The 25,753-nt window shown below is 70.6% G+C and carries 15 protein-coding genes; 1 reads left to right on the forward strand and 14 read right to left on the reverse strand.

Going from position 1 to position 25,753, the window contains the following annotated elements; genetic code table 11:
- From M8I34_RS05485 to M8I34_RS05520, 8 genes are all read right to left on the reverse strand, one after another.
- On the reverse strand, window positions 1-2,526 hold a 2,526-nt coding region (locus tag M8I34_RS05485), incomplete at its 3' end, for an ABC transporter permease (protein WP_250048168.1).
- Between the two features lie 88 nt (window positions 2,527-2,614).
- On the reverse strand, window positions 2,615-3,409 hold the full coding sequence (locus M8I34_RS05490) for an ABC transporter ATP-binding protein (protein WP_250048169.1): 795 nt from the start codon (window positions 3,407-3,409) through the stop codon (window positions 2,615-2,617).
- Window positions 3,410-3,599: 190 nt separating this feature from the next.
- Window positions 3,600-4,310 carry a helix-turn-helix transcriptional regulator gene (locus tag M8I34_RS05495; RefSeq protein ID WP_250048170.1) on the reverse strand — a complete coding sequence of 237 codons (711 nt, stop codon included), beginning with the start codon at window positions 4,308-4,310 and terminating at the stop codon, window positions 3,600-3,602.
- Between the two features lie 123 nt (window positions 4,311-4,433).
- Window positions 4,434-5,303, reverse strand: a complete 870-nt coding sequence (locus tag M8I34_RS05500; protein WP_250048171.1) for a carbohydrate ABC transporter permease — start codon at window positions 5,301-5,303, stop codon at window positions 4,434-4,436.
- Window positions 5,304-5,306: 3 nt separating this feature from the next.
- On the reverse strand, window positions 5,307-6,233 hold the full coding sequence (locus M8I34_RS05505) for a carbohydrate ABC transporter permease (RefSeq protein ID WP_250048172.1): 927 nt from the start codon (window positions 6,231-6,233) through the stop codon (window positions 5,307-5,309).
- Window positions 6,230-7,594, reverse strand: coding sequence for an extracellular solute-binding protein (locus M8I34_RS05510; RefSeq protein ID WP_250048173.1), 1,365 nt, complete (start codon window positions 7,592-7,594; stop codon window positions 6,230-6,232). Before M8I34_RS05510 ends, M8I34_RS05505 begins: the two co-directional genes overlap by 4 nt.
- Window positions 7,595-7,655: 61 nt before the next feature.
- Window positions 7,656-8,345 (reverse strand): response regulator, encoded by a 690-nt coding sequence (locus M8I34_RS05515; protein WP_329173090.1) that lies wholly within the window; start codon window positions 8,343-8,345, stop codon window positions 7,656-7,658.
- Window positions 8,346-8,382: 37 nt separating this feature from the next.
- Entirely contained in the window at window positions 8,383-10,044 is a 1,662-nt protein-coding gene (locus M8I34_RS05520; RefSeq protein ID WP_250048175.1) for a sensor histidine kinase, read from the reverse strand.
- 166 nt (window positions 10,045-10,210) lie between these two features.
- Here M8I34_RS05520 and M8I34_RS05525 point away from each other — a divergent pair, with 166 nt between their 5' ends.
- On the forward strand, window positions 10,211-11,614 hold the full coding sequence (locus M8I34_RS05525; RefSeq protein WP_250048176.1) for a cation:dicarboxylate symporter family transporter: 1,404 nt from the start codon (window positions 10,211-10,213) through the stop codon (window positions 11,612-11,614).
- 319 nt (window positions 11,615-11,933) lie between these two features.
- On the opposite strand, the gene glgB is transcribed toward M8I34_RS05525, so the two are convergent.
- From glgB to M8I34_RS05555, 6 genes are all read right to left on the reverse strand, one after another.
- Complete coding sequence (gene glgB / locus M8I34_RS05530; RefSeq protein WP_250048177.1) at window positions 11,934-14,417, reverse strand: 1,4-alpha-glucan branching enzyme; 2,484 nt, start codon at window positions 14,415-14,417, stop codon at window positions 11,934-11,936.
- An 83-nt stretch (window positions 14,418-14,500) separates the two neighbouring features.
- On the reverse strand, window positions 14,501-16,009 hold the full coding sequence (locus tag M8I34_RS05535; protein WP_250048178.1) for a phosphotransferase: 1,509 nt from the start codon (window positions 16,007-16,009) through the stop codon (window positions 14,501-14,503).
- Window positions 16,010-16,354: 345 nt separating this feature from the next.
- Window positions 16,355-18,088, reverse strand: coding sequence for a maltose alpha-D-glucosyltransferase (gene treS, locus M8I34_RS05540; protein WP_244418631.1), 1,734 nt, complete (start codon window positions 18,086-18,088; stop codon window positions 16,355-16,357).
- Window positions 18,085-20,088: an alpha-1,4-glucan--maltose-1-phosphate maltosyltransferase gene (locus M8I34_RS05545; RefSeq protein WP_250048179.1), complete on the reverse strand. Its 2,004-nt coding sequence runs from the start codon at window positions 20,086-20,088 to the stop codon at window positions 18,085-18,087. The genes treS and M8I34_RS05545 overlap by 4 nt, the downstream gene beginning before the upstream one ends.
- A 1,055-nt stretch (window positions 20,089-21,143) precedes the next feature.
- Window positions 21,144-22,775 (reverse strand): M4 family metallopeptidase, encoded by a 1,632-nt coding sequence (locus M8I34_RS05550; protein WP_308371918.1) that lies wholly within the window; start codon window positions 22,773-22,775, stop codon window positions 21,144-21,146.
- Between the two features lie 289 nt (window positions 22,776-23,064).
- Window positions 23,065-25,344 carry a M4 family metallopeptidase gene (locus M8I34_RS05555; protein WP_250048180.1) on the reverse strand — a complete coding sequence of 760 codons (2,280 nt, stop codon included), beginning with the start codon at window positions 25,342-25,344 and terminating at the stop codon, window positions 23,065-23,067.
- Window positions 25,345-25,753 lie beyond the last annotated feature (409 nt).

Genomic DNA, 25,753 nt, shown 5'->3' on the forward strand with positions numbered 1-25,753 from the left:
GTTCAGCCGGGCCGCCCGGCGGGCCGGCCAGAGCGCGGCCAGCACGCCCACGACCAGCGCGATCAGCAGGAACAGCCCGAGCCGGCCCCAGGGCAGCAGCAGTTCGTAGGTCGGGAGCCCCTGGCTGACCAGGTTGCCGCCGGCCCAGGAGAGGAAGACGCCCACGCCGATCCCCAGGACCGCGCCGAACAGCGAGATGACCACCGACTCCAGCCGGACCATCTGCTTGATGCCGCTGCGGGCCAGTCCGATCGCCCGCAGCATCCCGATCTCGCGGGTCCGCTCGAAGACCGACATGGCCAGGGTGTTGACGACGCCCACCACCGCGATGATCACGGCCATGCCCAGCAGCCCGTAGACGATGTAGAGCACGGTCTCGATCTGCCCGGCGTTCTCCTTGCGCAGGTCGGCGTGGTCCTGGACCTTCAGCAGCGGGCTGTCGCCGAGGGCGTGCCGGATCTGCTTCTCCAGCTCTTCCTTCGGGCCGTCAGCGGCCTTGACCAGCAGCTCGTCGTTCTTCAGCTCGGTCAGGTGCGGGTCCACCAGGGACGTGGCGCCGATCGCCTCGCCGATCACCGGGTTGTCCGCGTAGATTCCGACGATCTTCAGCTTCGTCTTCTTCTTGTCGAAGAAGGTCCCGTCGAAGGTGTCGCCGGTCTGCCAGCCGTGCTCCTTGGCCGCGGTCCGGGAGACCGCGATGCCGTCGGCGCCGGGTGCCGTCAACGAGCCGCTGGTGAAGTCCAGTTGGGCGACCTTGCCGATGGCCGCGAGATCGGTGCCGACCAGGTTCAGGGAGGAATCGCCGGTCTCGACACCGGAGTTGCGCAGCGGGGCCATCGCCTCGACGCCCGGGATCTGCGCCACCTTCTGCGACAGCTTGGTGTCCAGACCGATGAACGTCGAAGTCGCGATCTTGTAGTCGGCCTTCAGCCCGTTGGCCGTCATCTTGTCCATGGCCTGCTGCGCCGAGTTCCCGACGACCGTCATGCCGGTGATCAGCGTGAGGCCGATCATCAGGGCCGACGCGGTGGCCGCCGTACGGCGCGGGTTGCGCAGCGCGTTCTCCTTGGCCAGCTTGCCGCCGATGCCGAAGAGCCGGGTGGTGACGACGCCCGCCAGCGAGACCAGGGGCCGCGACAGCAGCGGCGCCAGGATGATGACGCCGGTCAGCGTCAGCATCGAGCCCGCCATGGCGACCGGCAGGTCGTCGGAGGACTTGAGGGTGGTGACGTAGAACATGACCGCGACGCCTAGGCCGGTGACGACCGTGCCGAGGGAGTTGCGGATCACCAGACTGCGCAGCGCCGGCGGCGCCTCGACGGTGTTGAGCGCCTCCACCGGGGCGATCTTCGCCGCCTTGCGGGACGGCAGCCAGGCGGCCAGTACGGTCACCACGACACCCACGCCGAGCGCGGAGAGCACCGCGGTCGGGCTGACGATGACCGGCCCGTCCGGGAAGCCCGCGCCGTTGGCGTCGAGCACCGCCCGCAGGCCCACGGCGATCCCGGCGCCCAGCCCGAGCCCGATGACGGACGAGACCAGGCCCAGCAGACCCGCCTCGGCGAGTACCGAGCGCACCACCTGCCGGCGGGAGGCGCCGACCGCGCGGAGCAGGGCGATCTCCCGGCTGCGCTGGGAGATCAGCATGGTGAAGGTGTTGGCGATGATGAAGATGCCGACGAACAGCGCGATACCGGCGAAGACCAGCAGGGTCTGGCTCAGCGACTTGTTCTGTTCGGTGATCATCCGGGACTGCTCGGCGGCGAGTGCGGTGCCGCTGGTCGCCTCGGCGCGGTCCTTGGGCAGTACCTCACGGACCTTGGCGGTCAGGGCCTGCTGATCGGTGCCGGGCGCGGCGCCCACCACCAGCTCGTCGAACTGGCCCGGGTGCAGATACAGCTTCTGTGCGGTGGCGGTGTCGAAGAGCGCGAGGCTGCCGCCCGCGGTCACCTGCGGGTCCTCGGTGGTGACGATGCCGACCAGCTTCTTCGTCAGCACCGGGCCGTCGGTGGCGAACCGCACCGAGTCGCCGACCTTGTGTCCGGCCGCCTTCGCGGTGGCCTCGTCCAGCGCGATCTCGTTCGCGGCGGCCGGTCCGCGGCCCTCCATCAGCGGATAGCGCTCGTCGTAGCCGTCCTTGTCCGGCTGGAAGTTGGTGGCGATGTTCTGCCAGCCCTTGCCGATCGGTATGCCGTCCGGGCCGGCGAGGGTCGCCGTGCCGGCGACGTTGCGCCGTACGGACTGCACGCCGGGCAGGGCGCGGACGGTGTCCACCAGCTTGTCGTCGAGGAGGGTGGTGCGCTTGCCGTCCTTGCCGGTCGGCGGGGCGTTGTCGTCGGAGACGGCCTGGACGGAGACGGCCACCCCCTTGAGGTTCTTGGCGGAGGCCTTCTTGATGGCCTCGCCGACGGTGTCGCTGAAGATGAGGGTGCCGGCGACGAAGGCGACGCCGAGCAGGACCGCGAGCGCGGTCATCATCAATCGGGCTTTGTGCGCAAGGACATTGCGCAGGGCAGTACGCAGCATGGTGGTGGTGTCAGTCCTGGGTCCGGTGGCTCGGGATGAAGGGCAGCGCCCCGGGGGGCGGAGAACGGCGGGGCGCGGTGCGCCGGGGTCAGCGCGTACGGCCCTTGGCGTCGAACAGCCGCATCCGGTCCAGGACGGCGTCCGGGGTCGGGTCGTGGAGCTCCTCGACGATCCGGCCGTCCGCGAGGAAGACCACCCGGTCCGCGTAGCCCGCGGCGACCGGGTCATGGGTGACCATCACGACCGTCTGCTCCATCGCCTGCACCGACTCCCGCAGGAAGCCCAGCACTTCGGCGCCGGAGCGGGAGTCGAGGTTGCCGGTCGGCTCGTCCGCGAAGATGATCTCCGGCTGGGCGGCCAGCGCCCGCGCCACCGCGACCCGCTGCTGCTGGCCGCCGGAGAGCTGGGCCGGCCGGTGCGCGAGCCGCCCGGACAGGCCGACGGTCTCGATGACGGCGTTGAGCCACTCGCGGTCGGGCTTGCGGCCCGCGATGTCCATCGGCAGCGTGATGTTCTCCAGCGCGGTGAGCGTGGGCAGCAGATTGAACGCCTGGAAGATGAAGCCGATCTTGTCCCGGCGCAGCCGCGTCAGCTGCTTGTCGTTCAGCGACGCCAGCTCCACGTCACCGATCCGGGCGGAGCCGGAGGAGATCGCGTCCAGGCCGGCCATGCAGTGCATCAGCGTCGACTTGCCGGAGCCGGACGGGCCCATGATCGCGGTGAATCGGGCCTTGCCGAACTCGACCGAGACGGAGTCCAGCGCGACCACTCGCGTCTCCCCCTGGCCGTAGACCTTGCTCAGATCCGTGGCGCGGGCGGCGACGGCGGCACGGGTGGGGGCGGGGGAACCGGGGAAACCCGGAAGGGCGGCCGCGTGGGACACGGGAACTCCTGGAGAGGGGACGGAAGATTCGATGTCCTCATTCTCGAATGCACAGGTCAGCCTGTGCCTCGGCCGCAAGGACCGAAAGCCGCACCGGCCGGAAGTGCCATCACCGTGCCCGGCGTCATTCTCTGGACGGACGGCCGTCCGACCTCTGGCCGACGGGGAGTCTCGGGGTCGCGCGGGCAACTCAGGGGTGCTCGGTGCCGGCCCGCGCCCAGAATTCCGCCAGAATGCCGTCGAGAAAGGCGCGTCCCGCCCTGCCGGATTCATCGGCGCTGCCCGAACCGCCCCAGTTGAGCGTAGCGGTCATGGTCGCCTGGTAGTCGGCGTGCAACTCCTGGAGCACGTCCTGGAGCCGGTGCTTGGGCAGCGGTACGACCTTGCCGACCGGCCGGACATAGGCCTGCCAGCGGGTGGTGGCGGCGCTGGTCAGCAGCTCGGTCAGCTTCCCGTCCTGGCCGGTGAAGCGGATCAGTGCCGGCAGCGGCAGGTCCAGCACCTCGGCGAGCGCCGCGGCCTGCCGGTCGTTGCCGCTCCACCTCCCGCCCGCCTCCAGACGCTCGTACGCGATCTGGTCCATGCCGGTCCGCAGCGCGAGGTCCGCCGGGGCGAGGCCCCGTGTCATCCGGAATTCGCGCAGCGTGTCCGGTGCGCCGAGGAGTTCGCCCGGCGCACACCACAGGGCGCCGGCCAGCGCGGTCAGTTCGGCCTCCGTGGGGGTGCTCCGGCCGTCTTCCCAGGACACCACCGTCGCGGGCGATATCCGTATGCCGAACGCGGCCCCTATTCCATAGGCGACATGGGCAGGGGTCATGCCGAGGGCCTCGCGGAGCCGTCGGGCGGCTTCGGCGTCGAAAGGGGGCCGGCGTGGCTCCCCGGCTTGCGTATTCACCGGCACACGGTAAGTGACGAGGCGGCTCCGCTCCTATCGTGCGGATACCCAAGCCGGAAAGTCGTAGGAAGCTACTAGCCGGCCGGTTTTCCGTCCCGGCCTCGCGGGCTTTCCCCGCACGAGCTGCGCTCAGCCCTTCACCGCGCCACCGAGCGCAAAGCCGCCGCCGAGCCGCCGGGAGATAAGGATGTACAGCACGAGCACCGGTGTCGAGTACAGGATCGAGAATGCCGACAGTTCACCGAAGGCAATGGCCCCGTAATTGCCGAAGAAATTGAAAATGCTCACCGAGGCGGGCAGTTGCTCCGGGGAGAGCAGCAGCATGAAGGGCACGAAGAAGTTGCCCCACATCATGATGAAGGTGTAGATCGCGACGACGGCGACCCCGGGGCCCATCAGCGGCAGGATCACCCGCAGCAGGGTCTGCGGCCAGGAGGCGCCGTCCGTCCAGGCCGCCTCCTCCAGCACCTTCGGGACCCCGTCCATGAAGTTCTTCATCAGCCAGATGGCGAACGGGAGTTGGGCGGCGGCCAGGAACAGTGCGGTGCCGTACCGGGTGTCGATCAGGTTCACCTGCACGAACAGCCCGTAGACCGGGACCATGACCGCGGTGATCGGCAGACAGGTGGAGAACAGGATCGTCAGCAGGTACGGGCGGGAGAAGCGCGAGCGGAAACGGGACAGCGGATAGGCGGCGAGCGCCGCGCAGAGCACCGTGAGCAGGGTCGCGCCCCCGCAGATCAGCAGGCTGTTGAGCATCGGGGTGAAGGTGATCTCGCCGGTCAGCACCGCCGAGAAGTTGTCCGGCGACGGGGACGTGGGCAGCCGCACCCGCAGCGTCGCCTCCGTGTCCAGCGACGACAGCACCAGCCACACCAGCGGAATCGCGAACGCCACCGCGACGGCCAGCAGCCCGGCGTCGGCGGCCAGCCGATGGCGGTTCCCCCTGCGCGGAGCGTGCCAAAGAGCCCGGGGCAGGAGGCGGCGGGAAGGCGGCACGGCTCAGACCTCCTCGCGCATCAGGCGCAGGTAGACCGCCGAGAACAGCGCGCCCACCAGCAGCAACAGCAGCGCCACCGCGGTCCCGTAGCCGATCAGGGACTTCAGGAACGCCTGGTCGTACATGAACACCGGCAGCGTCTGGCTGCGGTTGCCCGGACCGCCCCGCGTCATCGCCCAGATCAGCCCGAAGACGGAGAGTGTCTGGAGGGTGTTGAGCATCAGATTGGTGCCGATGGAGCGGCGGATCATCGGCAGCGTGATGTGCCACAGCCGCCGTACCCCGCCCGCCCCGTCGACCTCGGCGGACTCGGTGACCTCCTGGGGGATCTCGGCGAGCGCCGCGGAATAGATCAGCATCGAGAAGGCCGTACCGCGCCAGACGTTGGCGAACGACACGGCCAGGACGGGCAGCGTGAACAGCCAGTTCTGGGTGGGCAGATGGAGCCACTCCAAGAGGGCGTTGAGGGTGCCGCGCCGCTCGAAGAAGGTGTAGAGCAAGAAGCCCGCGACGATCTCCGGGAGCACCCAGGCGCAGATCACCAGCGCGCCGGTCAGCGACCGTACGGGCCGCGAGGCGCGGCGCATCAGACCGGCCAGCGCCAGGCCCAGGGTGTTCTGCCCGAGGACCGAGGAGAGCACGGTGAACACCAGGGTCAGCACCACGGCGTTGCGGAAGGCCGGATCGCCGAAGGCATGCCGGAAGTTGGCCAGACCGACGAAGGACGCCGACTCCTGGCCGGTCAGCTGGGTGTCGGTGAAGGCGATGAAGACGCAGTAGCCGATCGGGCCGACGAGGAAGAGCAGCAGCAGGACGGTGGCCGGGGCGAGCGGGGACCAGCGCAGCAGACGGGTGCGCACCCTGCCGGGCGACGGTGCGCCGGGCGTCCGGGCGCGGGCCGCGGCCTTCCCGGCGACGGCGCCGGTCATGGCTTGGCGACGGTCCGGCCGCCGACCAGGGACGTCAGCGCCGCGTCATAGTCCGCGGCGGCCTTGTCCGGCGAGGCGTCACCGGCGGTGACCGCCTCCATCGCCTCGCCGATCGCCGAGGCGACCCGGGGGTACTCGGGGAGTGCGGGCCGGTACTGGCTGATCTTGACCAGACCGGTGAAGAAGCCGATGCCGGGCACCGAGGTCCGGTAGCGCGGGTCGGCCGCGACGTCCTTGCGCACCGCGATCTGGGCGCCCCGTACGCACCATTCCAGGGCGTTCGGCTTCGACTGGAAGGTCTTGATCAGCTTCCAGGCCAGTTCGGGCTGCCGGGACTTCTGCGGCACCGACCAGGTCCAGCCGCCGGCCAGGCTGACCTTGCCGGGCGGGGTGCCGTGCTGGGTGGGGAACGGCGCCTGGCCGAGCGTGGCCGACCAGGCGGGCCAGGGGTTGCCGCCACCGGTCTTCTGCCACTGCTGGCCCAGCCACGAGCCGTCGAGGTCGATGGCGAGCTTCTCCTCGGGCAGCAGCTCGGCGGCCACATTGGTCTGGATGTTGGGGCTGAGCGCGTCGGAGACGTCGGGGCCGAGCTTCTCCTTGTAGACCGTGTCGAGGAAGCGCAGGCTGTCCTTGAAGCCCTTGGTGCCGGTGGCCCACTTCTCGGCCCCCGGGTCGTAGAGCTGGTGCTCGCCGGTCCCGTACAGCAGCATCTCGAAGCCCTGCATGACGGCGGCCTCGCCCGCGCCCTTGCCGGTGAAGACGTTCAGCGGGATGACGCCGGGGACCTTGCGCTTGATGGTCCGGGCCGCGTCCAGCACCGCGGCCCAGTCCCTGGGCCGCCAGTCCGCCGGCAGCCCGGCCTTCTTGAAGATCTTCTTGTTGAACCACAGCCCGCGGGTGTCCGTACCGTCCGGGACGCCGTAGGTCCTGCCGTCCTGTCCCTTGGCCGCGGCCTGCGCGGCCGGCTCGAACTGCCGCCAGTCGTCCCAGGTCCCGAGGCGGTCGTCCAGCGGACGCAACAGCCCCGCCTTGATATCGGAGTTGACCAGGAAGGTGTCCTCGTAGACCACGTCCGGCGCGGTCCGCGGGGAGCGCATCATCTGCTGGATCTTGGTGTAGTAGTCGTTCTCCGACGCCTGGATCGGGATCAGCCGGACCTTCTTGCCGGGGTGGTTCTTCTCGAACTGCCGTGCCACGAGGCGGACATAGTCGTCCCGGACGGTGACCTTGCCGTTGGTGTCCTTGATGAAGGCGAGCTTGACGGTGTTCTTGTCGCTCCCGGACCCGCTGCCGCAGGCGGTGAGCGTGCCGGCGGCCACGACGGCGGCGGCCAGAAGAATCAGCGGGGCGGTGGGGCGCACGGCGACCTCCAACTAACCACGGCGGGCTGCCCGCTGAAAGTAGGTCAGCTGTCACGGCCGGTCAATGGCCCGACCACCGATAGCGCAATTCGGGGCGGCCGACCTGGCCGTACTGGGGCGCGCGGGCGGCCCGGCCGCTCTCCACGAGATGTTCGAGATAACGGCGGGCGGTGATCCGGGAGATGCCCACGTCGGCGGCCGCCTCGGCCGCCGTCAGCCCGCTCCCCGCGGCCCGCAGCACTTCGGTCACCGCCCGCAGGGTGGCCGCGGTCAGCCCCTTGGGCAGCGAGGCCGGACGCGGTGCGCGCAGTGCGGCGATCGCCCGGTCCACCTCGTCCTGTCCGCTGGCCTCGCCCGTGGTGGCACGGAACTCGGCATAGCGGGTGAGCCGGTCGCGCAGGGTGGCGAAGGTGAACGGCTTCAGCACGTACTGCACCACCCCGAGCGAGACGCCCTCGCGCACCATCGCCAGATCGCGGGCGGAGGTGACCGCGATGACGTCCGCGGTGTGACCGGCCGCGCGCAGCGTCCGCACCAGCTGGAGCCCGTGGCCGTCGGGCAGGTAGAGGTCGAGCAGGAGCAGATCGACGGCGTGCTGTTCGAGGTGGCGGCGGGCGCCGGCGCCGGAGTGCACGGTGCCGGAGACGGTGAAGCCGGGCACCCGGCCCACGTACAGGGCGTGTGCGTCGGCGGCGACCGGATCGTCCTCGACGACGAGGACCCGGATGTCGGAGGGGGTCACCGGGCACATCCTCTCGCCGCCGGACGGGCCGCGCCCGCCGCCGCGCTCATGCCGTCGCCCCCGTGCGCAGCGGCAGCCGTACGGTGAACCGCGCGCCGCCCTCCGGTGCCCGGTCCAGGGTGACGGTGCCGCCGTTGCGGCGTACCGCCTGCTGAACCAGGGCCAGGCCCAGGCCGCGGCCCCGGGCGGGCGCGGTGGTGCTCTGCTTGGTGCTCCAGCCCCGCTGGAAGATCTCCTCGACGGCGTCCGCGGCCACCCCCGGACCGTTGTCCGCCACCCGCAGCAGCAGCTCGTCGCCGTCCGCCCGTGCGGTGACGTGGACCCGCGGCGGCTCGGTGGGGGTGTGCTCCGGGGTGGGTGCGGCGGCGTCGAGGGCGTTGTCGAGGAGATTGCCCAGCACCGTCACCAGATCGCGGGCCGGCAGACCGGGCGGCAGCAGCCCGTCGTCGATCCGGCTGTCGGGGGTCAGGGTCAGTTCGACGCCGCGCTCGTTGGCCTGCGCGGCCTTGCCGAGCAGCAGCGCGGCGAGCACCGGCTCGGCGACCGCGCCGACCACCTGATCGGTCAGCGCCTGTGCCAGTTCCAGCTCCGCGGTCGCGAACTCCACGGCCTCCTCGGCCCGCCCCAGCTCGATCAGCGAGACCACGGTGTGCAGCCGGTTGGCGGCCTCGTGCGCCTGTGAGCGCAGTGCCTCGGTGAAGCCGCGTACCGAGTCCAACTCCCCGGACAGCGCCTGGAGTTCGGTGTGGTCGCGCAGGGTGACGACGCTGCCGCGGCGCTCCCCGCCGGAGACCGGTGCGGAGTTGACGACCAGCACCCGCTCGCGGGTCAGCTGGAGCTCGTCGACGCGCGGTCCGGGCGCCAGCAGCGCCTCGGTCAGCGGCTCCGGCAGCCCCAGCTCGGTGACGAGACGGCCCACCGCGTCGTCCGACAGCCCCAGCAGCTCCCGCCCGCCGTCGTTGATCAGGGCGACCCTGCGCCGCCCGTCGAGCATCAGGAGCCCCTCGCGTACGGCGTGCAGCGCGGCCTGGTGGTACTCGTGCATCCGGCTGAGCTCGGCCGCGTTCATCCCGTGGGTGTGCCGCCGCAGCCGGGCATTGATCACATACGTCCCGAGGCCGCCCAGCGCGAGCGCCGCCGCGGCCACGCCGACCAGCGCGAGGACCTGGTCGCGCAGCTGCGCACTGATCGTCTCGATGGTGATCCCGGAGCTGACCAGGGCCGTGATCCGGCCGCCGCGCTGCGGGTCACGGACCGGCGCGACAACCCGTACGGACGGTCCGAGCACCCCCATGTGCGTCTCGGGGAAGACCCTGCCGTGCAGTGCGGGCCCAATGTGCCCCAGGTACTTCCGGCCGATCGCGGACGGCTCGGGGTGCGTCCAGCGGGTCCCGTCCCGGGCCATCACCACCACGAAGTCGACGCCCGCATCGCGCCGCAGCCGCTCGGCATAGGGCTGGAGCGCGGCCGTCGGGTCCTTGCCGCGCGCCGCCGCCACCACTGCCGGGGAGTCGGCGACGGCGGTGGCCGCCGCGGTCGCCTGCCGCCGCGCGGTCTCCTCCGCCTGCCGTCCCGCGCTGACGTACGCAAAGAGCGCGCAGCCCATGACGACCACCGCCACCAGCACCACCTGCATGGCGAAGAGCTGTCCGGCGAGGCTGCGGGGACCGCGCAGCCGGCGGGACGGGCGGGGTCGGGGGAGTCGCATACGCAACAGTCTGCACGGTCGCTTTCGGAACCGTCTGCACGGTCAGTTTTACGTGAACGAAATGTACGCAAGGGTGACGGGCGCCACAGCGGCGTGCATAGTCGCCGGAACTTGTTGTGTGACAGAGCCGCAGATCAGCGCACAGCCGTAGACCGAGGAGGCAGCCGTGGCTGCACAGACCCCGTCCACCGGGGGCACCACCGAGGAGACCGCACCGGCGAAGCGGGACCGGACCCATTTCCTGTACATCGCCGTGATCGGGGCGGTGCTGCTCGGCATCATCGTGGGGTTCGCGGCCCCCGGTGTCGCCGTCCAGCTCAAGCCGCTGGGCACCGGGTTCGTGAACCTGATCAAGATGATGATCTCGCCGGTCATCTTCTGCACCATCGTGCTGGGCATCGGCTCGGTGCGGAAGGCCGCCAAGGTCGGCGCGGTGGGCGGGCTGGCCCTCGGCTACTTCATGGTCATGTCCACCGTCGCGCTGGCCATCGGCCTGGTCGTCGGCAACCTGCTGGACCCCGGATCGGGTCTCCATCTGACCGAGACCGTCCGGCACGCGGGCCATGCCCAGACCGAGGGCGGCGGGGAGTCCCTGTCCGAGTTCCTGCTCGGCATGATCCCCACGACGCTGGTCTCCGCCTTCACCCAGGGTGAGGTGCTCCAGACGCTGCTGGTGGCGCTGCTGGTCGGCTTCGGGCTCCAGGCGCTGGGCTCGGCGGGCGAGCCGGTGCTGCGCGGTGTCGGTCACCTCCAGAAGCTGGTCTTCCGGGTGCTGTCCATGATCATGTGGGCGGCACCGGTGGGAGCCTTCGGCGCCATCGCGGCCGTGGTCGGCGAGACCGGCCTGGACGCACTGAAGTCCCTGGCCGTCATCATGGTCGGCTTCTACACGACCTGTCTGCTGTTCGTGATCGTGGTGCTCGGCGCGCTGCTGCGGCTGGTCGCCGGCGTCAACATCTTCCTGCTGCTGAAGTACCTCGCCCGGGAATTCCTGCTGATCCTGTCCACCTCCTCCTCGGAGTCGGCGCTGCCCCGGCTGATCGCCAAGATGGAGCACCTGGGCGTCAGCAGGCCGGTGGTCGGCATCACCGTCCCCACCGGCTACAGCTTCAACCTCGACGGCACCGCCATCTACCTGACGATGTCCTCGCTGTTCGTGGCCGAGGCGATGGGCAAGCCGCTCCCGCTCGGCCAGCAGATCTCGCTGCTGGTGTTCATGGTCATCGCGTCGAAGGGCGCGGCGGGCGTCACCGGCGCGGGCCTGGCGACGCTGGCCGGCGGCCTCCAGTCGCACCGCCCCGAACTGGTCGACGGCGTCGGCCTGATCGTCGGCATCGACCGCTTCATGAGCGAGGCCCGCGCCCTGACGAACTTCGCCGGCAACGCGGTGGCCACCATCCTGATCGGCACCTGGACCAAGGAGATCGACAAGGCCCGGGCCTCGGAGGTGCTGGCCGGACGGGTGCCGTTCGACGAGAAGACGCTGGTCGACGACGCGGCCGCCACGCCGGTCGCCGCGGAGGTCATCGAGCCGCGGGACGGGCTGGAGAAGACGTCCGTCAAGGTCTGAACCCCCGGCGCAGGAGGGGAGAAGGGGCGGGTGCCGGATGCGGCATCCGCCCCTTCGGCGCGACCGGGCGGCACACTGCCCCGCACCCTACGCCGCAGCCCCTCTCAAACCCCTCTGACCTGCGGTTTTCCTGACCCGGACCGATTGTCAGTGCCCTCTGGCAGTATGCAAGTGGCAGGGAAGGCGCGGCCGGTCGGGACCGGGTGCGCGGGGGTGCGAACGAGGAGGAAGCGGCCATAGCGACGTGGGGGACGGATCTGTTCGGCGGGGGTGCCGCAGTTGCGGGAGAAGGGTCCGACAGTCATCAGCCATGAGGTGGTCAGGAGGGGCGTAGCCAGAGGGTGGCCAGCGGGGGGAGGACGGGGGAGACGGACGAGGCGCGGCCGTTCCAGGGGGTGGGTTCGGCCTTGAGGACGTCGGCGTTGGTGACGCCACTGCCGCCGTAGCGCGGGTCGTCGGTGTTGAGGACCTCCCGCCAGGCGGGAACCGTGTCGGGCACGCCGATCCGGTAGGCGCGGCGGACGACGGGCGAGAAGTTGGTGACCGAGATCAGCGGAGTGCCGTCGGCGGCGAAGCGCAGGAAGGAGAAGACGTTGTCCTCGTGCGCGTCGCCGTCGATCCAGGCGAAACCGGCCGGGTCGGTGTCGCGCTCCCACAGCGCGGGGGTGGCGGCGTACCGGCGGTTCAGCTCACGGACGAGATCGCGTACGCCCCGGTGGTCCGGCTCCGCCTCGTACGACGGGTCGAGCAGCCACCAGTCCGGTCCGTGACTCTCCGCCCACTCCGCGCCCTGGGCGAACTCCTGCCCCATGAAGAGGAGTTGCTTGCCGGGGTGGGCCCACATGAACCCGAGGTAGGCCCGGTGGTTGGCGCGCTGCTGCCACCAGTCACCGGGCATCTTCGACACCAGTGCGCGCTTGCCGTGCACCACCTCGTCGTGCGAGATCGGCAGCACATAGTTCTCGGAGTAGGCGTAGATCATCGAGAAGGTCATCTCGCCGTGGTGGTACTTGCGGTGCACCGGCTCCTTGGAGACATAGCCGAGGGAGTCGTGCATCCAGCCCATGTTCCACTTCAGGCCGAAGCCCAGACCGCCGAAGCCGCCGGGGCCCACATGATGCGTGGCGCGGGTGACGCCGTCCCAGGCCGTGGACTCCTCGGCGATGGTGACGACACCGGGGCAGCGGCGGTAGACCGTCGCATTCATCTCCTGGAGGAAGGCGACCGCGTCGAGGTTCTCCCGGCCGCCGTGGACGTTCGGGGTCCAGTCGCCGTCCTCGCGGGAGTAGTCGAGGTAGAGCATCGAGGCTACGGCGTCCACCCGCAGGCCGTCGATATGGAACTCCTCGCACCAGTACACGGCGTTGGCGACCAGGAAGTTACGGACCTCGGTGCGGCCGTAGTCGAACTCCAGGGTGCCCCAGTCCGGGTGCGCGGCCCGTGCCGGGTCCTGCGGTTCGTAGAGCGGCCGGCCGTCGAACTCCGCCAGCGCCCAGTCGTCGCGCGGGAAGTGCGCCGGCACCCAGTCCATCAGCACGCCGAGGCCGGCCCGGTGCAGGGCGTCGACCAGGAACCGGAAGTCGTCCGGGGTGCCCATCCTGGCGGTGGGTGCGTAGAACCCGGTCACCTGGTAGCCCCAGGAGCCGCCGAAGGGGTGCTCGGAGACCGGCATGAACTCGACGTGGCTGAAGCCCAGGTCCTTGACGTAGGCGGGGAGTTGGACGGCCAGCTGGCGGTAGGTGAGGCCGGGGCGCCAGGAGGCGAGATGCACCTCGTAGACGGAGAACGGCGCCTCGTGCACCGGCCGCTCGCCGCGCCGGGCCATCCAGTCGCCGTCCGTCCAGCGGTAGTGCGAGGCGTCGACGACCGAGGCGTTGGCCGGCGGGCACTCGGTCCGCCGGGCCATCGGGTCGGCACGCACGGTCCGGGAGCCGTCCGGCCGGGTGATCTCGAACTTGTACAGCTCGCCCTCACCGATGCCCGGCACGAAGAGCTCCCAGACGCCCGAGGAGCCCAGCGAGCGCATCGGGTGGCCGGTCCCGTCCCAGTAGTTGAAGTTGCCGACGACCCGGACCCCCTGGGCATTGGGCGCCCAGACCGTGAAGCGGGTGCCGGTCACGCCCTGATGGTCCATGATCCGCGCACCGAGCGCCTGCCACAGCTGCTCGTGCCGGCCCTCGCCGAACAGATGCAGGTCCAGCTCGCCGAGCGTGGGCAGGAAGCGGTAGGGGTCCTGCACCGTCAGGGCGTTGTCGCCGTAGTCGACGAGCAGCTCGTACTCCGGGACGGTGCGCAGCGGCAGCACCCCGGCGAACAGCCCGTCGCCCTCGGCGGGCAGGTCGGCGCGCAGCCCCTTCGCCAGGACGGTGACGCGCTCGGCGTACGGCCGCAGGACCCGGATGAGCAGCCCGCCGCGGACGGGGTGGGCGCCGAGCAGCCCGTGCGGATCGTGATGGGCACCGCCCAGGAGCCGGCCGCGGTCCGCCTCGGACAGCGGGGCGGCGGCTCGGACACCGTGACTGCCGGACCCCGGCCGCGCCGCCTGTGACGGGCCCGCGGGACCGGCAGCCGGGCCGGGCGCGGCTGCCGTCTCGCGGGGCGCGGCGGCCGTCGGGCGGGGTGCGGCCGGCCGGGTGAAGGAGGCGGCACCGGCCGCGCTGCCGGCGAAGGTGCCCTGCTGGGCGGTGGCCGGCGGCCGGGGCGCCGCCGCGTGGCCGGGCCGCCCCGCCGCGCTGTCGTCGGTCGCGCCCGGAGCGGGTGCGGTGTCGGGAGTGGTGGGGCGGGACGGCGGGCGGGCGGTCACGAGAGGGCCTCCTCGGGCGGGGCGGGGCGTCGGTCGGGTTCAGGGGCGTACGGGCGGCGGATCGGCGGTTCGTCTGCGGCCCCTCACCCCCGGCCGTTGTCGGGCCCGGGGGACCGGGCCGGACCGGACCCGTCCGCGCCCACGGCCGGCTCCCCGCCGGCCGCCAGCCGCCGGATGGCGGCCATCGGGACGGACAGCCAGTCGGGCCGGTGCCGGGCCTCGTAGAGCACCTCGTAGACGGCCTTGTCGGTCTCGTAGGCGCGCATCAGTTCGGGTGCCGAGCGCGGATCGAGCCCGCCGGCCTCCGCATAGCCCCGGCAGTAGGCGTCGCGGGTGCGCCGGGCCCACTCCAGCGCCCAGGGGTCGCCGCCGGCCGGGCCGCTGCGCGCGGCGTAGTCGAAGGAGCGCAGCATCGCCGCGATATCGCGTACGGCCGGCTGCGGCCGGCGCCGCTCGGCCAGCGGGCGGGCGGGTTCGCCCTCGAAGTCGATCAGCGACCAGCGGCCCTCGTCGGCGGAGCGCAGCGTCTGGCCCAGATGCAGATCGCCGTGGATGCGCTGGGCGGCCCAGCCGCGGCCGTCGTGGCCGAGGGTGGCGAGCGCGTCGAAGGCGGTGCGCAGCCGGGCGCGGTAGGGCTGGAGTACGGGCACGGCGCGGGCGGTGGCCTCCAGCCGCTCGTTCATCTGGGCGGCGATCACATCGAGCTGCGGGCGGCGCAGCTCGGTGGTCGGCAGCGTCTGGGCGAGCGCGGTGTGCACCTCGGCGGTGGCATGGCCGAGCGCCCGCGCCGAGCCGGTGAAGTCCGCGCGGACGGCCAGCGCGTTCAGCGCCAGCTGCCAGCCGTCCGCCGAGCCCGGCAGGAAGGGCTGGAGCACGCCCAGCGTCGTCGCCTCGCCGCCCTCCTCGGCGGCCGCCGACTCGTACCAGGCGGCGGGCGCGGGCACCCGCGCGCACTTGGCGTCCGCCAGGGCCCGCGGCAGCTCCAGATCCGGGTTGATGCCCGGTTCGATCCGCCGGAAGACCTTCAGGATGAAGGAATCGCCGTAGACGATCGAGGAGTTGGACTGTTCGACGGCGATCGGCCGGCCCGCCAGTCCGGAGGGGATGTCGGCATCGGGCTCCCGGCAGAAGCGCAGCGCGCCGAGCCGGCCCGGCACCCGCAGCCGCTCCAGCAGCAGCCCGCACAGCCGGTTGTCGAGCAGCGCGTCATAGACGGTGCGACCGCGCAGCGGGCCGCCGCCCGGACGGCCGATCGCCGCGTGCGCCAACTGCGGCGACAGCGCCGGATGCACTCCCAGCAGGAGCTGGTAGCAGTCACCGCCGGACGGCGTACGGCTCGGTGGCGCGCTCTGCTGGGCGCGGACGAGCAGCAGCAGCAGGCCGGGCGCGCTCGCGTCGGTGCACGGCAGCAGCTCGGTCGCCGAGAGCAGAGTGAAGCCGGTGATCAGCCGTCCCTTGCCGGCGAACCAGCGCTGGCGTGGTACCCATGCGGCGAGCAGGGGCGCCAGCGAGGACAGCAGATCCGGTGCGGCGACGAGCGGGCGGTGATCAGGGGTGTTTCGGGTGGCACGGGTCGAGGCGGTGTCCGACATGGCGTCGCGTCCTTTCCCCGGGCACACGACATATAGGGCAAAGTGTCCCGGAATACGGCCTTGACTGTGCGGTGGCGCGGTGGGGGTACCCCCAGACGGGGGGTGCCGGCGGTGCCCCTGGACGGGGTCCGGGGGCGGGCACCGGGCGAGCGCGTCTGGTGCGGCAGCGGCGATTACCGGCGTGCCCTGCTCCGCTGCGCGGCGGTCTCCCTCCCGAGCCGGGGGGACCGACGATGGCTCACCCGGCCCGTGCGGTAGTAGGGAGACTGCCCGAACGAAAGGTCAAAAAACGCCCGTACGCGCCGTGCGGCCGCGTACGGGCGAGTCTGCGGCGCCCGTGCCCGGTCAGGGCACCGGCGGCCGGCCGGAATTCCTGCGCAGCCGGAACCAGTAGAACCCGTGGCCCGCGAGGGTCAGCAGATACGGCAGCTCTCCGATGGCCGGGAAGCGGACGCCGCCGATGAGTTCCACCGGATGGCGGCCGCTGAACGACCGCAGGTCCAGCTCCGTCGGCTGGGCGAAGCGCGAGAAGTTGTGCACGCACAGCACCAGGTCGTCGTCCGCGCCGCCGGTGCCCGGCGCCTCCCGCAGGAAGGCCAGCACCGCCGGATTGCTGGAGGACAGCTCGGTGTAGCTGCCGAGCCCGAACGCCGGGTTCTGCTTGCGGATCTCGATCATCCGGCGGGTCCAGTGCAGCAGCGAGGAGGGCGAACTCATCGCCGCCTCGACGTTGGTGACCTGGTAGCCGTAGACCGGATCCATGATGGTCGGCAGCGAGAGCCGGCCCGGGTCGCAGGAGGAGAATCCGGCGTTGCGGTCCGGCGTCCACTGCATCGGGGTGCGTACCGCGTCCCGGTCGCCGAGCCAGATGTTGTCGCCCATGCCGATCTCGTCGCCGTAATAGAGAATCGGCGAACCCGGCAGCGACAGCAGCAGGGCCGTGAAGAGCTCGATCTGATTGCGGTCGTTGTCGAGCAGCGGGGCCAGCCGCCGGCGGATGCCGATATTGGCGCGCATCCGCGGGTCCTTGGCGTACTCCGCGTACATGTAGTCGCGCTCTTCGTCCGTGACCATTTCGAGGGTCAGCTCGTCGTGGTTGCGCAGGAAGATGCCCCACTGGCAGCCGGACGGGATCGCCGGGGTCTTGGCGAGGATTTCCGAGACCGGATAGCGCGATTCGCGCCGTACGGCCATGAAGATGCGCGGCATGACCGGGAAATGGAAGGCCATATGGCATTCGTCGCCGCCGACGCCGTAATCGCCGAAGTAGTCGACGACGTCCTCCGGCCATTGGTTGGCCTCGGCCAGCAGCACGGTGTCCGGGTAGTGCGCGTCGATCTCCGCGCGGACCCGCTTGAGGAAGGCGTGCGAGGCGGGCAGGTTCTCGCAGTTGGTGCCCTCCTCGGCGTAGAGGTACGGCACCGCGTCCAGCCGGAAGCCGTCGATCCCCAGGTCGAGCCAGAAGCGCAGGGCGGAGATCATCTCCTCCTGGACCGCCGGGTTCTCGTAGTTGAGGTCCGGCTGGTGGGAGAAGAAGCGGTGCCAGAAGTACTGCTTGCGGACCGGGTCGAAGGTCCAGTTGGAGGCCTCGGTGTCGACGAAGATGATGCGGGCGTCGCCGTACTGCTTGTCGTCGTCGGCCCACATGTAATAGTCGCCGTACGGCCCGTCGGGGTCGGTGCGCGACTCCTGGAACCACGGGTGCTGGTCGCTGGTGTGGTTCATCACCATGTCGATGATCACCCGCATGCCGCGATGGTGTGCGGCATCCACGAATTCCACGAAGTCGGCCAGATCGCCGAATTCGGGAAGCACGGCGGTGTAATCGGCGACGTCGTAACCGCCGTCCCGCAAGGGGGATTTGAAGAACGGCGGCAGCCAGAGACAGTCCACCCCCAGCCATTGCAGATAGTCGAGTTTCGCCGTGATGCCCTTGAGGTCGCCGATGCCGTCGCCATTGCTGTCCTGGAAGGAACGCACCAGGACTTCGTAGAAAACGGCCCGTTTGAACCAGTCGGGATCGCGGTCCTTTGCCGGGGTGTCCTCGAACGTGTCGGGGACAGGCTCATTGACGATCAATTGGGTGACCCTCCGATCGGTGAGGACGGTCGCAGCGACAGCACATGGGCGGGCGCGAGCGAGCGGCCCGGCTCCAGGCGCACATAGTTGTCTCTGCCCCAGTGGTAGGTATCGCCGGTGAGCTCGTCGCGCACCGGAAAGGACTCGTGCCGGCCGAGGCCGAGTACCGGCATGTCCAACGACACCGTCGCCTCGTGGGTGTGGTGCGGGTCGAGGTTGACCACCGTGAGCACCGTGTCCGCCCGGTCGCCGTGCCCCTCGTGCTTGGAGAAGGCGAGCACGGCGTCGTTGTCGACCGGGTGGAAATGCAGATTGCGCAGCTGCTGAAGGGCAGGGTGCCGGCGCCGGATGCGGTTGAGCGTGGAGATCAGAGGGGCGAGGGTGCGCCCCTCTCTGGCCGCGGTATCCCAGTCGCGCGGCCTCAGTTGGAACTTCTCCGAGTCGAGGTACTCCTCGCTGCCGCGGCGCAGCGGCGTCGACTCGCAGAGCTCGTACCCGGCGTAGACCCCCCAGGTGGGGGAGAGGGTGGCGGCCAGGACGGCGCGTACCTCGAAGGCGGGGCGTCCGCCCTCCTGGAGGTAGGCGTGCAGGATGTCCGGGGTGTTCACGAAGAAGTTGGGGCGCAGGTAGGCGGCGCTCTCCCCGGACAGCTCGGTGAGGTAGTCGGTGATCTCCTGCTTGGTGTTGCGCCAGGTGAAGTAGGTGTACGACTGGTGGAAGCCGATCCGGGCGAGGGTGTGCACCATGGCGGGGCGGGTGAAGGCCTCGGCGAGGAAGAGCACATCCGGGTCGGTGCGGTTGATCTCGCCGATCACCTTCTCCCAGAAGGCCACCGGTTTGGTGTGGGGGTTGTCCACCCGGAAGATCCGTACGCCCTTGGCCATCCAGAAGCGCAGCAGGCGTTCGGTCTCGCGGACCAGCCCGCGGAAGTCGGCGTCGAAGGCGAGGGGGTAGATGTCCTGGTACTTCTTCGGCGGGTTCTCGGCGTAGGCGATCGAGCCGTCCGTGCGGTGGTGGAACCACTGGGGGTGCAGGGTGACCCAGGGGTGGTCGGGGGAGCACTGGAGCGCGAAGTCCAGGGCCACCTCCATCCGCAGCTCCTGGGCGGTGCGCACGAAGTGGTCGAAGTCCTCGAAGGTGCCCAGGTCCGGGTGGAGCGCGTCATGGCCGCCGGCCGGCGAGCCGATGGCCCAGGGGGAGCCGACATCGTCCGGGCCGGCCGAGAGCGCGTTGTTGGGGCCCTTGCGAAAGGAGGTGCCGATGGGGTGGACCGGCGGCAGATAGACGACGTCGAAGCCCATGGCGGCGACGGCCGGGAGCCGTTCGGCGGCGGTGCGCAGGTTCCCGCTGACGGCCGTCCCGCCCGGGGTGACGGTGGCGCCCTCGGAGCGCGGGAAGAGCTCGTACCACGAGCCGTACAGGGCCCGCCGGCGCTCGACGACCAGCGGCATCGGACGCGAGACGGTGAGCAGTTCGCGCAGCGGATGGCGGTCCAGTGCCGCGGTGACCTGGGGGGAGAGCGCCGCGGCCAGTCGGGTGGCGGCGGGCAGCTCGGCGTTGCGCAGGGTGTCCACGGCGGCGAGCACGGACTCCCTGCCGTCGCTCTTGGGGACCTCGGAGGCCGCCCGCTCATGGAGCTCGGCGCCCTCGGCGAGCACCAGCTCGGTGTCGATGCCCGCCGGGATCTTGACGGCGGCGTGGCGCCGCCAGGTGGCGACCGGGTCGGACCAGGCCTCGACGGTGAACGACCAGCGGCCCTCGATGCCGGGGGTGACCTCGGCGCTCCACCGGTCGGAGCCGGGTGAGTGCTCCCGCATCGGGGTCCACGGGCCGCAGCGGCCGGCCGGATTGCGCAGCACCACATTCGCCGCGACCGCGTCGTGCCCTTCGCGGAAGACGGTGGCCGAGACTTCGAAGGTCTCACCCACCACCGCCTTCGCCGGGCGGCGGCCGCAATCGATCTGCGGGCGGATGTCCAGAACAGGAATGCGACCGATCATGGGCTCACCTGGGCTTGTGACGCTTTGCGGGGTTTTGTCCTTTGTATCCGCTCCACGGCCAGGGGACCGGTTGCGGGCATGGGCGCTCCTGTCCGCTTTCACTCGGCTGGCGGATGGCACGGCGGGGCGGGTCGGTGCTCCGCCGGCCTCCGGTCGGTGGTTCCCCCGGTGGATCCTGTGCAGGTGTGCGACGCGGGCGAGGAACGGCGTACCCGACGGGCCTTCCCGCGGGCGGCGGCCGGGCGATCCGGCGGAAGGTGCACCACGGGTACGTGGCCACCGGTCCGTCGTGACCCGGCGGACACCTCCCCGTCCCCTCGCGGGAGACTGCGGCGCTGCGCAGACACGGTCGGCGTTCGCCTCCTCAACTCGTTGTGATCACAGCGGAGTTGCGGTGTGCGGATGTCCGGTGCCGGGCCGGGTTCCCTCGGCGCCACACGCAGCCTCCCTCTAGGAGGGAGTCCGTACAAGAGCGCATGAGGGGGTGGAATCAGCCATATCAGCTGATGCCGGGACCAGGGCGGGGTGCCGGTTGCGGAGAGTCGCCGAACTTCGCCTGTGAGCAGGTGAGTTGACGCGACGGCCGGTGCGCGGAGCCCGGCTCCAGGCGTGCTTCCGCCGCGGGAGGGCCGCGCCGGGCCGTGCGGAGCGGGCGCGCGGGGGGCAGGGCATACGGGTGACCGAGTGAGGCGGGGCCGGAGGGCGCGGGCCGCCGGCCGTGTTCGCCCACGGGATCCTGACCTGGGGAGACGGCGCCCGCTACGGCTTCGCCGCGCGGCGCCCGCTCGCCTGCCGTCGCCGCCTGCTCCTGACGGACCGCCGGGCCACGGCCGCGGTCCCGACGCCGCCCACAGCGACTACGGGGCGGACGCCGACGACCTGATCCGGCTCCCGCACCTTCCTCCGGCCGGGCGCGCCACGGCCCGCGGCCGCGCACCCGGTGGCCGCGGCCGCCCCGTGACGCGCGAAGGCGGTGCCCGGAGAAGTGCTCTCCGGACACCGCCCGCTCCGGGGTGGTTCACCCCGGGACGATCAGCGCGTTCCCGCGCGGTGCGTCACTTGACGGCGACGCCGTCCCACGCGGCCTCGACACCCTTGACCTCGGGGCTGCCGGCCTTGTACAGGTCGGTGGCCGCCTTGACGGTCGCCTCACGGGCGGCCTTGTAGTCGGTGTTCGAGGTCATGTACTCGGTCAGGGCCTTGAACCAGATCTTCTCGGCCTTGTCCCGGCCGATGCCCTCGACCTTGGTGTTGTCCTTCGTCGGGCTGTCGTACTTCACGCCACCGATCTCCTTCGGGCCGCTGCCCTCGGACAGCAGGTAGAAGAAGTGGTTGGCGACGCCCGAGGAGTAGTGCGGGTCGAGACCACCGGTGCTGGAGTCCCAGAAGTCCTTCGACTGACCGTCCTTGGACGGCTTGTCCATGTAGCGCAGCGGCGTGCCGTCACCGTTGATGTCGATCTTCTCGCCGATGAGGTAGTCGCCCGGGTCCTTGTCGTTCTTGGCGTAGAACTCGACCGAGGTACCGAAGATGTCCGAGGTGCCCTCGTTCAGGCCGCCGGACTCACCGCTGTAGGTGAGGTTGGCGGTGGCGGAGGTGACACCGTGCGACATCTCGTGCGCCGCGACGTCGATGGCGGTGAGCGGGGCCTTGTTGCCCTCGCCGTCGCCGTACGTCATGCAGAAGCAGTCGTCGTCCCAGAAGGCGTTCACGTAGTTGTTGCCGTAGTGGACGCGCGAGGAGGCACCCTTGCCGTCACCCTTGATGCCGGCGCGGCCGTGCACCGTCTTGTAGTAGTCCCAGGTCTCGGCGGCACCGTAGTGCGCGTCGACGGCCGCGGTCTGCGGGTCGTCGGGCTTGCCGGTGCCCCACTTGTCGTCCTCGTCCGTGAAGGCCTTGCCCTCACCGGACTCGGAGTTCTCCAGGTTGGTGGTCTTGTGACCGCCGCGCTCCTTGTCGGTCAGCGTGAAGCCGCTGCCCTCCTTGGTGGTGCCCAGCTCGACGCTGCCGCTGAACTCGCTCTCGCCCTTGCCGGTGTGAATGTCGTCGTACGAGAACAGCTTCTTGCCGCTGTTGGCGTCGGTGATGACGTGCATCCGGCTGGGGGTGCCGTCCTTCTTGACGCCCTTGACGATGGTGTCGTAGGCGAGGACGGGCTTGCCGGAGGCGGCCCAGACGACCTTCTTGGGGGCCTGCGCGTCGGCCTTCTTCGCGCTGAGCGACTTCGCCGCGGTGCCCTGCGCCGACTGTGCGGCGGCCGTCGGGGCGATCTTCGCCGTGGTGGAGGCCACCTTGACCGACTTGTCGGTCGACTTGGTGGTGCTCTTGACCGCGCCGCCCTTGGCGGTGTGCACGATCAGGTCGCCGCCCAGCACCGGCAGGCCGGCGTAGGTGCGGTCGTAACGGGTGTGCGTGGTGCCGTCGGCGTCCTTGATGACGTCCTTGACGACCAGCTTCTCCTGGGCGCCCAGACCGAGTTCCTTGGCGGTCTGCGCCTTGGTGGCGCCCGCGTCGCGCAGCAGTTCCGCGCGGTGCGAGGCACTGAGCTTGAGGGGCGAACCGTCCGCGGTGGGGGCCTGGACGGGCGAGGCGCCGGCGGTACCTGCGGTGATGCCGGCGGCCAGGAGGGCCGCTGCGGCTATGGCGGTACCGGCGACACGGGTCTTACGGGACATGTGGGGGGTCACGCGTGCTCCTTCAACTTTGCCAAGAGGTGGGGGTGCAAAGCGATGCGGGTGTGACGTGCGTTCGGGAAGACTGCCAGTTCGAACGCGTGCATGTCAGGAGGGTGTTCGGAGTTTGGCTGAAAAATGTCCGTAGAGAGGAGATCGCTGTTCGCATAACGGAGCTGGGCGCCACCCCCGAGGATCCGGGAGTGACGCCCAACAGGCTTGCCCTGACAGGTCAGTTGCGAGGTTCTCGAACCACCGGCCCGCCTATGTCACACGAGAGTGAAGGCCGAGTGGCGACGTCCGGTCAGAACGTCAGCTTCCAGCCGTTGATGTAGCCGGAGTCCTGAGAGTAGACGTCCTGGACCCGGAGTTTCCAGGTCCCGCTCGCCTTCTCCGAGGAGGCGTTGACGGTGTAGGTCGTCTTCACGTTGGCCGCCGAGTCGAAGGCGCTGGAGTTCTTCAGCCGGTAGGCCGTGCCGTCCGGGGCGATCAGGTCCACGACCAGGTCACCGCGGTAGGTGTGCACGATGTCCACCGCGACCTTCAGCGTGCTCGGTGCGTTGCCGGTGCGGCCGACATTGAGCGGTGAGGTGACCGCCGCGCCCGCGTCCGGGATCGCCACGTCGTCGGTGTTCTCGAAGACGTTGCTGCCGCCGGCCGGGTTGATGGTCCAGGTGAAGGCGGTGTTACCGGTCTTCTTCGCGGCGTCGGTGACCGTGACCGTCACCGTGCCGGTGCCGGCCGTGGTCGGCGTACCGGAGATCAGACCGGTGGTCGCGTTGAGCGACAGCCCGGCGGGCAGCCCGGTCGCCGCGTACGACAGTGCGCCCGCGGTGCCGCTGCTCGCCTTGATCTGGAGGCTCGCCGCCTGGCCCACGGTGCTGGTCTGGCTGCCCGGGTTGGTGACGGAGACCGCGCCGCTGTCCGGGACGCGGGATCCGACGTTGACCGCCGCCCAGGTGTTGGCGACCGTGTTGTACGAGGCGCTGCCCTCACCGAACAGGTCGGCGGCGGCCTTGAGGGTGGCGGTGCGGGCGGCCGCGTAGTTGGTGTTGGCGCTCATGTACTGGCTGAGTGCCTTGAACCAGACCTTCTCGGCGTTGGCCCGGCCGATGCCCGGGACCGGCAGATTGTCGGAGGTCGGGCTGTCGTAGTGGACGCCGCCGATGTCCTTCGGGCCGCTGCCCTCGGACAGCAGGTAGAAGAAGTGGTTGGCGACACCGGACGAGTAGTGCACGTCCTTGTTGCCGACGTTGCTCGACCAGTAGTCGGCCGACGCACCGTCCTTGGACGGCTTGTCCATGTAGCGCAGCGGGGTGCCGTCGCCATTGATGTCGATCTTCTCGCCGATGAGGTAGTCACCGGGGTCGGAGGAGTTGTTGGCGTAGAACTCCACCGCCGTACCGAAGATGTCGGAGGTCGCCTCGTTCAGGCCGCCGGACTCACCGCTGTAGGTGAGGTTCGCGGTGGCCGCGGTGACACCGTGCGACATCTCGTGGCCGGCCACGTCGATGGAGGTCAGCGGGGCGGAGTTGCCGCTGCCGTCGCCGTACGTCATGCAGAAGCAGCCGTCGTCCCAGAAGGCGTTGACGTAGCTGTTGCCGTAGTGCACCCGGGAGTACGCGCCGACGCCGTCGCCCTTGATGCCGCTGCGGCCGTGCACGTTCTTGTAGTAGTCCCAGGTCACCTGGGCACCGAAGGCCGCGTCGGCACCCGCCGTCTGGGTGTTCTGCGGGGTGCCGTCGCCCCAGGTGTCATCCGCGTCGGTGTACAGCGTGCCGGTCCCGGAGGAGCCGTGCTTGAGGTCGTAGGTCTTGTGGTTGCCGCGGGTGGGGTCGGTCAGCGAGAAGTTCGGCGCCGAGCCCGACGATCCGATGGTGACCTTGCCGCTGTACTGGGTGTTGCCGACGCCGTTCTCGATGCCCTGGTACTGGAAGAGCTTGGCGCCGGTCGTGGCATCCGTGATGACGTGCAGCTCGTTGGGGGTGCCGTCGTCCTGGAGCCCGCCGACCACGGTTTCGTACGCGAGCAGCGGCTTGCCGTCGGCGACCCAGACCACCTTGCGCGGCGCCTTCGAGGCCTCGGTCTTCTTCGACCCGAGCGCCTGCGCCGACTTGACGGCCTTCGCCTCGGCCGCGGCCGGCTTCACCTTCGCGGTGGTGCCGGCGACCTTGATCTGGGAGCGCACGGCCTTGGTGACGCCCTTGAGCGTGCCGCCCTTGCTCTCGTGCACCACGAGGTCGCCGCCGAGGACGGGCAGTCCGTCGTAGGTGCGCTCGTAGCGGGTGTGGACGGTGCCGTCGACGTCCTTCGAGACGTCCTTGACGACCAGCTTCTCCTTCGCGCCGAGCTTCAGCTGCCGCGCGGTCTCGGCGGTGGTGGCGCCGGCTGCCCGTATCAGCTCCGCACGCTGGGACGGGGACAGCTTGGCCGGCAGGGCGCCGGGATCGGGGGTGGCATGCGCGGTGCCCGGCCGCGGGGCGGCCGCCGTGCCGGTGCCGGCCTGGACGCCGACTGCCAGCATCGCCGTGACGGCGACGAGTGCGCCGGTCGCAACGGCGCGTCCATGGGGGGTGCGTCTCACACTGACTCCTTCTGCGGTGGCCGCTGCGTGGCGAGGCGGCCGAGGGGGACCGGGCGGCGAAGCGGCCGTCCGGGCAGAGCGAGGCAGAACTCTTGGAGCGTGTGGGGGGAGACGTACGGGAGGTGCTGGACGTACGAGAGGTGCTGGACGTACGGGTGGTGCCGGTGGAGCAGGCGGTACCTGCGGCCGCGGGATGTGGTGCTGTGGGGATCCGTGCGGCGGTTGCCGGGAAGAGTCCCACCACAAGTGGCTTGTTGTCAGGGTCCGTTCAACGATTGGCCGGAAACCGTCCGTTGCGCGAAATCGGTGTCCGGTAGCCGGACGGCCCGTGATCGGCCGCGCGACCCGTCCACGCCCTTTCAAACCTCCGGAAGCCGCTCCCACCGCAGCTCATAGCCGTCCGGATCCC

Origin of the sequence: Streptomyces sp. MCA2 (assembly GCF_023544705.1) — a bacterium.
Taxonomy (GTDB): Bacteria; Actinomycetota; Actinomycetes; order Streptomycetales; family Streptomycetaceae; genus Streptomyces; species Streptomyces decoyicus.